General features: G+C 65.4%; 8 protein-coding genes and 1 riboswitch. Of the genes, 6 read left to right on the forward strand and 2 right to left on the reverse strand.

The genetic code is table 11. The features are described 5' to 3' along the window. A partial coding sequence (locus tag AX703_RS10685; protein WP_369821010.1) for an ABC transporter substrate-binding protein occupies nt 1-731 on the reverse strand: 731 nt, incomplete at its 3' end. A 173-nt stretch (nt 732-904) separates the two neighbouring features. Next, nucleotides 905-2,836 carry a TonB-dependent siderophore receptor gene (locus AX703_RS10690; RefSeq protein WP_062343947.1) on the reverse strand — a complete coding sequence of 644 codons (1,932 nt, stop codon included), beginning with the start codon at nt 2,834-2,836 and terminating at the stop codon, nt 905-907. Nucleotides 2,837-2,904: 68 nt separating this feature from the next. Next, nucleotides 2,905-3,106: riboswitch (cobalamin riboswitch) on the reverse strand. A gap of 355 nt (nt 3,107-3,461) precedes the next feature. Here AX703_RS10690 and AX703_RS10695 point away from each other — a divergent pair. The 6 genes from AX703_RS10695 to odhB all read left to right on the forward strand — a co-directional run bounded on the left by AX703_RS10695 (nt 3,462) and on the right by odhB (nt 11,824). Next, nucleotides 3,462-4,631 carry a cell wall hydrolase gene (locus AX703_RS10695; protein WP_062343949.1) on the forward strand — a complete coding sequence of 390 codons (1,170 nt, stop codon included), beginning with the start codon at nt 3,462-3,464 and terminating at the stop codon, nt 4,629-4,631. Nucleotides 4,632-4,889: 258 nt separating this feature from the next. Further along, nucleotides 4,890-5,189 (forward strand): hypothetical protein, encoded by a 300-nt coding sequence (locus tag AX703_RS10700; RefSeq protein ID WP_062343951.1) that lies wholly within the window; start codon nt 4,890-4,892, stop codon nt 5,187-5,189. 326 nt (nt 5,190-5,515) lie between these two features. Further along, complete coding sequence (mdh, locus tag AX703_RS10705; protein WP_062343953.1) at nt 5,516-6,478, forward strand: malate dehydrogenase; 963 nt, start codon at nt 5,516-5,518, stop codon at nt 6,476-6,478. A gap of 117 nt (nt 6,479-6,595) precedes the next feature. Further along, nucleotides 6,596-7,480: a succinate--CoA ligase subunit alpha gene (sucD, locus tag AX703_RS10710; protein WP_062343955.1), complete on the forward strand. Its 885-nt coding sequence runs from the start codon at nt 6,596-6,598 to the stop codon at nt 7,478-7,480. 218 nt (nt 7,481-7,698) lie between these two features. Continuing rightward, nucleotides 7,699-10,551, forward strand: coding sequence for a 2-oxoglutarate dehydrogenase E1 component (locus tag AX703_RS10715; RefSeq protein ID WP_039337382.1), 2,853 nt, complete (start codon nt 7,699-7,701; stop codon nt 10,549-10,551). 28 nt (nt 10,552-10,579) lie between these two features. Next, nucleotides 10,580-11,824 carry a 2-oxoglutarate dehydrogenase complex dihydrolipoyllysine-residue succinyltransferase gene (odhB, locus tag AX703_RS10720; protein WP_062343957.1) on the forward strand — a complete coding sequence of 415 codons (1,245 nt, stop codon included), beginning with the start codon at nt 10,580-10,582 and terminating at the stop codon, nt 11,822-11,824. Nucleotides 11,825-11,838 lie beyond the last annotated feature (14 nt).

Consider the following 11,838-nt stretch of genomic DNA (forward strand, 5'->3'; position numbering starts at 1 on the left):
GACTTGAGCGCCTTCAGCGCGGGATGTGACAGGACGCGGTCGTCGCCTTTTCCGGTCTCGGCGCTCTGCCCGGCGACGAGGATCAGTTCGGGCGGGTCGGCCAGCATCTTCTCGAGCGGGAGCAGGTCGGCCTGGCCGAGCCCGCGGGCAGCGGCGAAATTGGTGTAGCCAGTGCGACGCAGGAGATCGGCGATCAGCGTTCCATCACCGGGGACCATGCCGCCCGACTGCCATACGACGGTCTCGATAGGGCGCACTCCGGCTGGCGGTGCTGCGGCGGCAAGTGCGGCGTCGATGCGGGCGATCAGCGCCTCGCCGCGCTCCGGATGGCCGGAGAGCGTGGCGATCTGGCGGATCTGCTCCTGGCTGGCCTCGATGGTGCTGGCCATGCCGAGGGTTTCGAGGCGCAGGCCAAGGCGCTGGTAGGCGCTGGCCGTGGCGGGATCGATGAACGTGCTGCCGAGCACGAGATCGGGCTTGAGTGCCAGCACTTCCTCGACCGTGCCGCGCGTGGCCGGGAGGACGCTTGCGAGGCGCGCGTCCATCGAGGCGGAACGGGGGTCCTTGCTGTAGTGCGAAATGGCGAGGATCTGCGCCGGATCTGCCACTTCGGCGAGGATCGCGTCGGTGCAGGGATTGAGACTGACGATGGTCGGGCGCGCGGTTGCGCGGGATTCGGGAGTGGCCTTGCCTTGGGGGATGCAGCTGGCGGTAAGGGACGCTGCGAGCAAGACCACTCCCCGGCCCCATCCTCTGGAGAGGACGGGGTGGATGCGTCCAGGATCTTGTTGCGCCCCCGCGAAGGCGGGGGCCTCGGTCGGTTTACGCCGATGTTCCGTAACAACACCGAGGTCCCCGCCTTCGCGGGGACGCAGGATTTCGGAACGAGGCGCAGGCGCTTTCATCAGTATCTGGTGCGGATGCCGATATAGGCAGAGCGGCCCCAGGTGCCGTAGTCGGCGACGGTCTGGTAATTCACGTCGAACACGTTCTCGACACGGCCGTAGAGTTCCACCTTCTCGGTCAGGGGGAAGCTGGCGCGCACGGTGGTCAACGCGTAGCCATCGAGGCGGCGGGTGTTCGACGCGTTGTCAAAGCTGTCTCCGACGAGGCGCAAGTCGGCACCGAGGGCGAGGCCCGCGAGGGGAGATGTCCAGTCGCTCGAGAGGGTCAGCGCGTGGGCAGGACGGCGCGCGAGGTCCTTGCCGAAGTTGGCGGTGCCGCGCGTGCGGTTCTCGGTTTCGAGGTAGGTGTATGCGGCCTGCAGGTGGAGCGTGTCGGTAGGACGCGCGCCGAGTTCGGCTTCGACGCCCTGTGCGCGGGCAAGGCCGACGTTGTCGTAGAGGCCGAAAGGACGCGTGGCACAGGCGTTGAGGCTGGCGCAAGATACGAAGGTGATCAGGTTGCGGCTATCGCGGCGGAAGACCGTGACCGCAGCGTGAAGCTTGCCGTAGGGCGCGCCCCATTCGAGGCCGGCGTCGTAGCTCTTGCTGCGTTCGGGGTTGAGCGCGGCGTTGCCATAGTTTGAAAGCAGCTGGTAGAGCGTCGGGGCCTTGAAGCCCTCGCCATAGCTGGCGCGCAGGCGGAGGTTATCGACCAATTCGAACGCGCCGTTGGCACCGAAGGTCCAGGCCGTGCCGAACCGGCTGTGATCGTCAATGCGGACACCGGCGGCGAGGCTGGCGCGATCGCTGCTCCAGCCAAGCAGGGCGTGGCCCGAGGTGAGGTTGGCCTTGGCCTGTGCATCGAAAGTGCTCGAGAAGCGCGTCCATTCGCTGTCACCGCCGAAATCGAGCGTGAAATCGGCAGGCAGGTTGACGCGGCCCGTCAGGTCAACGCGCTCCGAGCGGCCCTTGTAGCCGTAGGACGGATCAGTGCCGAAAGTCGGGTCGTAGTAGTCGCGCTTGGTATCCGAGATCGCGAAGCCGGTGTTGAGCGTGAGATTGCTGCCGGTGTAGCGCAGGCCGACGCGGCCCGAGGCTTGGCGGGTGGTCTGGTATTCGGGGGTATCGCCGAACACGAGGTAGGTCGGCGGGCCGAAACCGTCGATGTCGGTGCGGGTGTCGGCGTAGCGGGCAGTGGCGACGATCGCGAGGTCTTGCGACAGGTTCACGCGGCCCCTTCCCCCGACGCGCCACTGGCGGAAGCCATCGGGTTCGGTGCCGACCGCTGCGGCCGAGACGCCATCGCTGCGGCTGTAGCCGCCGTTGAGGGTGAGCGCACCGAAGTCTGACGCGATGCCTGCTGCAGCATCGGCGAGATAGCTGTCGTTCGCGCCCAGTTCGGCACTGGCTTCAATGCCGTTGAGTTCGCGCGACTGGACCGCGATCACGCCGCCGATGGCCGCGCTGCCCCAGACGATGGAGTTGGAGCCGCGCAGCACGTCGATCCGCTCGACGCCGCCGGGGGTCAGCGTACCGAAGTCAAAGCCGCCCGAGGGGGCCGAGACGTCTTCGAGGCGAACGCCATCGACGAGGACGAGGACCTGCTCGGCATCCGAGCCGCGCAAACGCACGCCGGTGAAGCTGCCGGGGCCGCCGTTGCGGGTAATTGTCAGGCCGGGGACGCGTTCGAGGACGCGGGTGATGTCGGGGCCCTGGATCGACTGGATTTCGTCGGCGGTGATGACGGTGACGGGCTGGCCGGTCTTGCTGAGCGGGGTTTCGCTGCCGGTGGCAATGACGGTGATGGTTGCCGGGTCGATCTTGTAGTCAGCCACGACGACGTCGTCCGTACCTTGGGCAAGCGCAGGCGTCGCAAGGGTAAGGGCAGAAACGGAAAGCAGGTACTTCTTCACAGGACGCAACTCCGGCCACGAACGGTTGATGCCGTCCATGGCGAGAGGTGCGCTGGGCCATGAATCTGGCGCGCCTCGTCGCGTGCGCCCGGTACACCCCGCCCGGCCGCGGAACGACTACCATCGGCAGGTTTCCTGGCTCCCGGGTCATCGCCCGCTGCCCGCCTTCCCAGTACCGGGGATCGAATCCGGCACCAGTGGCATCACTGGACAGCGCGCTCTCCGGTTACAGTTGCGGGGGCAGCGCCGGATTTGAACCGGCTTCCCTCTTAGCCCGTGTTACCGGGCACCGTTGGCGTCGGCGCGGGGAACTAGCGGGAACTTTGCTGCGCTGCAAGAGGAACTACGTACTTCGGGGCAGGTTTGCTGCCCAATTCATTCTCACGCAAAGCCGCAAAGACGCGAAGATGCCGCGCAGGTTCGATAGGACAGCCATCACCTCCTGCGGCGATTATCCAAGAGCATTGCCTGCGGCAGCGCACGACCTCTTTGCGTCTTCGCGTCTTTGCGTGAGGTTTTCCGATCTGAGCGCCAGGCCGTGGGCTCGCCAGTTAACCGGATCGCAGGAGCTTGTGCCGCATCGGGACAGCGGGAAATGCGGCCGTGCGCGAGGGGGCGCAAAAGGTTAGCGCAATTGAGGATTTTCAGGATTCAGCCCAGCCCCATGCCTCTCGAGCTTGCCTATCGCCCGATCGAACTGCCCGGCGTGGCAGCGACGGCTTATGGCGAGCAGCGTCCGCTCGATTTTGCGGCGCGGATCCGGCGCCGGGATATGCGCTCGATCCGCAACGCCTTGCGCGCGCCTTCGCTGATGCGGCAGCGGCTGGGCGGCGTGGCGATGTTCGGCGTGCTGGGTCTGCTGCTCGGGCCGACCGGGTGGGGCGAACCGGGCGGCGTTCAAGCGGCTGTCGCGCGCGCGCAGATGGCGGGACTGCAACCGTTCGAGCGCGGGGGTGACAGCTTTCCGGGCTCGGCGTTCTACTGGCTCGACACCAGCGACAGCGGGCTGATCGCGCCGACAGAAGCGCAGGCGAAATGGGACCAGAGCCATTCGGATGCCGAGATCCTCTCGGCCCGTCCGGTGTCGGCGGCCGGGTCGAGCGAGGACCGCTGGCGGGCTCTGCAGTGCCTGACCGCAGCAATCTATTATGAGGCGGCGAGCGAGCCTGACGGCGGGCAACGCGCGGTGGCGCAAGTGGTGCTCAACCGCGTGGCGCATCCGGCATGGCCGAACACGGTGTGCGGCGTAGTCTACCAGGGGTCGGAGCGGCCGGGGTGCCAGTTCTCGTTCGCGTGCGATGGCTCGCTGGCGCGCAAGCCGATGAAGGCATTCTGGGACCGGGCGCGGCGCGTGGCCGCCGATGCGCTGGCCGGCTATGTCTATGCGCCGGTGGGACTGGCGACGCATTATCATACGACGGCGGTGCATCCCTACTGGGCGCCGAGCCTTTCGTTCATCGGCACGATCGGGGCGCATCGCTTCTATCGCTGGGCAGGGGCAGCGGGGCGTCCGGCGGCGTTCACCGCGCGCTATCTCGGCGGCGAGCCGATTGCCGCGCCGCATCCGCGCACATGGACGCCCTCGCCCGTCGACATTGCCGATCCGCTGGCGCTGGAGAAGGCGTTCGAGGAAGGGCGGATCGTGGCGCCGGGTGCTGCGACTGCGACACCGGCTGCGGCCATCTCGCAAGTCGCCCCGACGCAGAACCTAGTCCGCCCGCAGGTGCTGCCCGGCGTGAAGGCGGGCGCTACCGGAGCGCCCGTTTCGGGCAGTGGCTCCGTGCTGCCGGGGTACGAGAACGCCAACAAGTGGATCGCGCAGCCGGGGGCTTGAGCAGACGCCGAAGTCTGCTCATGCTGAGCTTGTCGAAGCATCTGATGCTGCGCCTGCGTCCTTCGACAGGCTCAGGAAGAGCGGGTTCGGGATTGCGCAGACCTGTTCCATTCCGCTCGTCGCAAATCTGTTTCAGGACGGGTGGTTATTCGTTCCTTTACCGTGTCGTCACACACACTCTTAGCGCAGGTGGGTCTAGGGCGGGGTCGTGGAGAACGGCACCGATTGTCCCCGGCGCCGTCAGAGAGTTGAGGCACCATGCTGCGATTTGCGCCCCGTTACGGCATCATTTCCCCCTGTCTTTCGCGACGGATCCAGGCGCGACACCTGCGGGCGATAAACGACAATGGTACGGGATCTCAGTGCCACGACGAGGCGCTGGACACCGCGCTCCGCATGTTCGCCGCGCATGGATTTGCAGCAGCAGCGCGCGCACGAGACGCTGCGGTCATTGCCGAACGCAGCGGCGAGCCGAACCGCGTGGAATTCTGGGTCGAGGTCTGTGCAACACTCGACCGGCGGATGGCGCGCGACTTCCTGAAGCGCAAGCACAGCTGATCCGCGCAAGAGTTTGCGGAGAGGAAAAACAAAAGGGAGCCCCGGTGGAGACGCCGGGGCTTTTTGCTGGTCGGATAGTTTGCGCCCCAACCTTGCATTGCGGGGTTGCGCAACACCTCGGAAACAGACCTTTTGCTATTGCGAACTGATATCACAAAAACCCCGGATATAGCGGGTTTTCGCGGTTGCATTCGTGTGCGCGCGGGCCTAGGGCCCGATTCATTCTGCCAGAACCTTCCTGTCTCGCGGGGCACGGGAGGGACCTGGGCGAAAGCTCTGCTGGCATTTGTATGCTTGTCCCCGCGAACGGGAAAGGACCGTAGAGCATGGCACGCAAGAAGATCGCGCTTATCGGCGCAGGCAATATCGGGGGCACGCTGGCCCACCTCGCCGCCCAGAAGGAACTGGGTGACATCGTCCTGTTCGACGTGGTCGAAGGCGTGCCGCAGGGCAAGGCGCTCGACCTTTCGCAGTGCGGCCCGGTCGAAGGCTTCGACGCCAAGATCACCGGCACCAACGACTATGCCGACATTGCCGGTGCCGACGTGATCATCGTGACCGCAGGCGTTGCCCGCAAGCCGGGCATGAGCCGCGAAGACCTGCTCGGCATCAACCTCAAGGTGATGAAGGCTGTTGGCGAAGGCATCCGTGACAACGCGCCCGACGCTTTCGTCATCTGCATCACCAACCCGCTCGACGCGATGGTCTGGGCGCTGCGCGAATTCTCCGGCCTGCCGCACAACAAGGTCGTCGGCATGGCCGGCGTGCTCGACTCGGCGCGCTTCAGCACGTTCCTCGCCTGGGAATTCGGCGTCTCGATCCGCGACGTGAACACGTTCGTGCTTGGTGGCCACGGCGACACCATGGTGCCCGTCACCCAGTACTCGACGGTCAACGGCATTCCGGTGCCCGACCTCGTCAAGATGGGCCTGTCCACCCAGGAGAAGATCGACGCGATCGTGCAGCGCACCCGTTCGGGCGGCGGCGAGATCGTCGGCCTGCTCAAGACCGGCTCGGCGTTCTACGCCCCGGCCGCTTCGGGCATCGCCATGGCCGAAGCCTACCTCAATGACCAGAAGCGCATCCTGCCCTGCGCTGCCTACGTCGATGGCCAGTACGGCGTTGACGGCCTCTACGTTGGCGTGCCCGTGCTGATCGGCGCGAACGGCGTTGAGCAGGTGATCGAGATCGAGCTGGACGACGAAGCCAAGTCGAACCTCCAGGTCTCGGTCGACGCGGTCAAGGAACTGCTGGAAGCCTGCAAGGGCATCGATAGCTCGCTGGCTTAATTTGGTAGGATGACGTGCGCCCCCGCGCAGGCGGGGGCCTCAGTCGGTTTACGCAGGTGTTGCGTAACAACACCGAGGTCCCCGCCTTCGCGGGGACGCAATATCCGGAAGTGATTGATGTCCATTCTCGTCGACAAGAACACCAAGGTCATCACGCAGGGGATGACCGGCAAGACCGGCAGCTTCCACACGCAGGCTGCGCTTGACTACGGCACGCAGATGGTTGGCGGCGTGACCCCCGGCAAGGGCGGCACGACCCACATCGGCCTGCCGCAGTTCGATACCGTGGCCGAGGCCAAGGCCGTCACCGGTGCGACCGCATCATGCGTCTACGTGCCGCCTTCGGGCTGCGCCGACGCCATCCTCGAGGCGATCGATGCCGAGATGGAGCTGATCGTGGCGATCACCGAGGGCGTGCCCGTGCTCGACATGGTCAAGGTCAAGCGCGCGCTGTCGGGTTCGAAGAGCCGCCTGATCGGTCCGAACTGCCCCGGCGTGCTGACGCCCAACCAGTGCAAAATCGGCATCATGCCCGGTTCGATCTTCAAGGAAGGCTCTGTCGGCGTGGTCTCGCGCTCGGGCACGCTGACCTATGAGGCGGTGTTCCAGACCTCGGCCATCGGCCTTGGCCAGACCACCGCTGTCGGCATCGGCGGGGACCCGGTCAACGGCACCAACTTCATCGACGTGCTCGAACTGTTCCTGGCCGACGAAGCCACCAAGTCGATCATCATGATCGGCGAGATCGGCGGCGATGCCGAGGAGCAGGCCGCACAGTTCCTGATCGACGAGGCCAAGCGTGGCCGCAAGAAGCCGATGGCCGGCTTCATCGCGGGCCGCACCGCGCCTCCGGGCCGCCGCATGGGCCATGCCGGCGCCATCGTATCGGGCGGCAAGGGCGATGCTGAAAGCAAGATCGCGGCCATGGAAGCCGCCGGCATCAAGGTCTCCGCCTCGCCCTCGCTGCTGGGCGAGACGCTGGCCGAGGTGCTGAAGGGCTGAGGCCAAAAGCTACCGCCCGGATAGGTTACCTTGCGTAAGGTGCCACCGGGCGGATGCTTGAAGATTTCAGGGTAGACACCGCAACGGAAGCGGCCTGCCTCAGTTATGGATTTTTGCGCAAGTCTTTCGAGGCGAGCGCCGGAAGGGTCGGTTCCACGGTCAGTGGAGCGGAAGAAGTCCGAAGCCCCCAACCTCCCCGGGGGGACCAGGAGTTGATGATGGGTTCTGAACTGCACGATTTCGACGTGGATCCGGCACAGGAAGGTCCGCAGCCCGGCCCTTCGTGGGCCAACAAGCGCTGGCCGATCACCGATGCCGCGGCGGGCGACGACCTGACCCAGGCGATGGACCCGATGGCGCTGAAACTCGTCATCGAGAAGTCGGCCAAGAAGGGCGGCGTAGCGCTGGACGAAGCGGCGCTGCAGCAGGCGGCGATGGATTCGATCCGCGCGATGACGCTGATCCGCACCTATCGCGTGCGCGGTCATCTGGCGGCAGACCTCGATCCCCTCGGCCTTGCTCGTCAGAAGCTCCCGGCCGACATCTCGCCCGAGTATCACGGCTTCACGGCCGCCGATGCCAAGCGCAAGATCTATCTCGGTGGCGTGCTGGGCCTCGAGTGGGCGACGCTTGAGGAACTCGTCGCGATCCTGCGTGCAAATTACTGTGGACATGTCGGCTTCGAATACATGCACATCGCCGACGTGGAAGAACGCAAGTTCATCCAGGACCGCATCGAGGGCGGCGACAAGTCGATCGACTTCACGCCTGCAGGCAAGAAGGCGATCCTCGCTGCCGTCGTACGTGGCGAGCAGTACGAGAAGTTCCTGGGCAAGAAGTACGTCGGCACGAAGCGTTTCGGCCTGGACGGCGGGGAATCGATGATCCCGGCGCTCGAAGCAGTGATCAAGTACGGCGGCCAGCTGGGCGTCAAGGAAATCGTCTACGGGATGGCCCACCGCGGCCGCCTCAACGTGCTCGCCAACGTGATGGCCAAGCCCTATCGCGTGATCTTCCACGAGTTCTCGGGCGGTTCGGCCAACCCGGAGGACGTCGGCGGTTCGGGCGACGTGAAGTACCACCTTGGCACCTCGACCGACCGCGAGTTTGACGGGACCAAGGTTCACATGAGCCTTGTGCCGAACCCCTCGCACCTTGAAACGGTCGATCCGATCGTGCTCGGCAAGGTGCGTGCGCAGCAGGTGTTCCGCGACGACATCGGCGACGATGTGGGGCCCAATGCCCGCCACAAGCAGGTGCTGCCCGTCCTGATCCATGGTGACGCAGCCTTTGCAGGTCAGGGCATCGTGTGGGAGTGCTTCGGCCTTTCGGGCGTGCGCGGCTACAATACAGGCGGCTGCATCCACTTCATCATCAACAACCAGATCGGCTTCACCACGAGCCCACAGTTCTCGCGCGGGTCCCCGTACCCGTCGGACGTGGCCAAGGGCGTGCAGGCTCCGATCCTGCACGTGAACGGCGACGATCCGGAAGCGGTGACCTTCGCCTGCAAGCTGGCAATCGACTACCGCCAGAAGTTCGGCCGCGACATCGTCGTCGACATGTGGTGCTATCGCCGCTTCGGCCACAACGAGGGTGACGAGCCTTCGTTCACGCAGCCGTTGATGTACGCGAAGATCCGCCAGCATCCGGGCGTGAGCGACATCTATGCCAAGCGCCTTGTCGCCGAAGGCGTGATCGACGCCAACTACAAGGGCGAGATCGAAAGCCACTTCGTGGCGACGCTCGAGACCGAGTTCGAGGCGGCCAAGGGCTACAAGGCCAACGAAGCCGACTGGTTCGGCGGACGCTGGTCGGGCCTGAACAAGCCGGCCGATCCTGTGACCGCGCGCCGCAACGTGGCAACCGGCATCGACCAGAAGCTGTTTGACAGCCTCGGCCGCACGCTGACGACCGTTCCTGAGGACCTCACGGTCCACAAGACGCTCTCACGCGTGATCGATGCAAAGCGCGAGATGTTCAGCTCGGGCCAGGGCTTCGACTGGGCGACTGGTGAGGCACTGGCATTCGGCAGTCTCGTCTCCGAGGGCTATGGCGTGCGCCTTTCGGGGCAGGACTGCGGCCGCGGGACCTTCAGCCAGCGCCACGCGGTGTGGGTGGACCAGAAGGACGAGCGCAAGTACGTTCCGCTGAAGACGCTGCCGCACGGCTCGTTCGAAGTGCTGGATTCGACGCTTTCGGAATATGGCGTGCTCGGCTTCGAGTACGGCTATGCCAGCGCCGACCCCAAGAGCCTCGTGCTGTGGGAAGCGCAGTTCGGCGACTTTGCCAACGGTGCGCAGATCGTGATCGACCAGTACATCGCCGCATCCGAAGCCAAGTGGCTGCGCGCCAACGGCCTCGTGATGCTGCTGCCGCATGGGTACGAAGGCCAGGGTCCGGAGCACTCGTCGGCGCGCATGGAGCGTTATCTGCAGCTTTGCGCCGAAGACAACATCCAGGTGTGCAACATCACCACGCCGGCCAACTACTTCCACGTGCTGCGCCGGCAGATGCACCGTCCGTTCCGCAAGCCGCTGATCATCATGACGCCCAAGAGCCTGCTGCGCCATCCACTGGCAAAGTCGGTCGCTTCGGACTTCATCGGCGACGGGCACTTCATGCGCATCCTGTCGGACATCAACCCGGCAGCCGACAAGGACACCCGCAAGGTCATCCTGTGTTCGGGCAAGGTCGCCTATGACCTGATCGAAGCGCGCGACTCCGCCGGAATCACCGACACGCAGATCATCCGCCTCGAGCAGCTCTATCCCTTCCCGGGCGAGCCGCTGGCCCTGCGCCTTTCGCGCATGACCAACCTCGAGGAAGTGGTGTGGTGCCAGGAAGAGCCGCGCAACAACGGTTCGTGGTTCTTCGTCGAGCCCATGATCGAGGACGCGCTCAAGGCTGCCAAGAGCAAGGTTGCCCGTGCCCGTTATGCAGGCCGTGCCGCAGCGGCATCGCCCGCCACGGGTCTCGCCAGCCGCCATGCCAGCGAGCAGGGCGCGCTGGTGGCCGATGCGCTGGGCCTTTCGGTTCGTGGCGAGATCCGCCGCCAAAAAAAGCACTGATTTTCCTTCTCCCCGAGGAACGTGAATTATGTCGATTGAAGTGAAGGTTCCGACGCTGGGTGAAAGCGTCAGCGAAGCAACCGTTGGCCAGTGGCTGAAGAAGCCGGGTGAAGCCGTGGCGCTGGACGAGCCGATCGTCAGCCTCGAGACCGACAAGGTCGCGGTCGAGGTTCCGGCTCCGGCGGCAGGCGTGCTTGGCGCGCTGGTGGCCAACGAGGGCGATACGGTGAACGTCGGCGCGCTGCTGGCGCTGATCGAGGACAGCGTGGCGGCTGCGGGCGCACAGGCCCCTGCCCCGCGCACCGAAGCGCCGGTTCCGCCCGCTTCGGCCTCGGAAGCGCCTGCTGCCCCGATCGCTGCTGCTGCGCCATCGGGCGATGCTGCTGCACTTTCGCCGGCAGTGCGCCGCGCGGTGCTGGAATACGGCATCGACCCCTCGACCGTGAAGGGCACCGGCAAGGACGGGCGCCTGACCAAGGAAGACGTGATGGCAGCGGCTGCGGCCAAGCAGGCCTCGCCCGCACCGGCCCTTTCGGCTCCTGCGGCAGCACCAGCGGCTGCAATTTCCGGTGGTCGCAACGAAGAACGCGTCAAGATGACCCGCCTGCGCCAGACCATCGCCAAGCGCCTGAAGAGCGCGCAGGAAACCGCCGCCCTGCTGACCACGTTCAACGACGTGGACATGAGCGCGGTGATGGAAGCGCGCGCCAAGTACAAGGACGTGTTCGAGAAGAAGCACGGCGTGAAGCTCGGCCTCATGTCGTTCTTCGCCAAGGCCTCGGTGCTGGCGCTGAAGGACATCCCTTCGGTCAACGCACAGATCCAGGGCGATGAGATCGTCTACTTCGACTATGTCGACATCTCGGTCGCGGTTTCGGCTCCGAACGGGCTGGTCGTGCCGGTAGTGCGCGATGTCGACAAGCTGAGCTTTGCCGACATCGAGAAGTCGATCGCCAACTACGGCAAGGCGGCGCGCGACGGCACGCTGACCATGGCGGACATGGCCGGCGGCACCTTCACCATCTCGAACGGCGGCGTGTTCGGCGGTCTGATGTCGACCCCGATCATCAACCCGCCGCAATCGGCCGTGCTCGGCCTGCACCGCATCGAGGATCGCCCGGTCGTCCGCAATGGCGAGATCGTGGTGCGCCCGATGATGTACATCGCCCTGTCTTACGACCACCGTATCATCGACGGCCGCGAGGCGGTGACCGCGCTCAAGACGATCAAGGAAGCGATCGAGGATCCGACGCGGTTGCTGATCGATCTGTGATTGATGTTTCGCGA

Source organism: Novosphingobium sp. CCH12-A3 (genome assembly GCF_001556015.1).
Lineage (GTDB): Bacteria > Pseudomonadota > Alphaproteobacteria > Sphingomonadales > Sphingomonadaceae > Novosphingobium > Novosphingobium subterraneum.

What these genes read in the sequence shown, in the direction of transcription:
- AX703_RS10690 (WP_062343947.1), bottom strand. Translation starts at nt 2,836, where the DNA reads ATGGACGGCATCAACCGTTCGTGGCCGGAGTTGCGTCCTGTGAAGAAG.
- AX703_RS10695 (WP_062343949.1), top strand. Translation starts at nt 3,462, where the DNA reads ATGCCTCTCGAGCTTGCCTATCGCCCGATCGAACTGCCCGGCGTGGCA.
- AX703_RS10700 (WP_062343951.1), top strand. Translation starts at nt 4,890, where the DNA reads ATGCTGCGATTTGCGCCCCGTTACGGCATCATTTCCCCCTGTCTTTCG.
- mdh (WP_062343953.1), top strand. Translation starts at nt 5,516, where the DNA reads ATGGCACGCAAGAAGATCGCGCTTATCGGCGCAGGCAATATCGGGGGC.
- sucD (WP_062343955.1), top strand. Translation starts at nt 6,596, where the DNA reads ATGTCCATTCTCGTCGACAAGAACACCAAGGTCATCACGCAGGGGATG.
- AX703_RS10715 (WP_039337382.1), top strand. Translation starts at nt 7,699, where the DNA reads ATGGGTTCTGAACTGCACGATTTCGACGTGGATCCGGCACAGGAAGGT.
- odhB (WP_062343957.1), top strand. Translation starts at nt 10,580, where the DNA reads ATGTCGATTGAAGTGAAGGTTCCGACGCTGGGTGAAAGCGTCAGCGAA.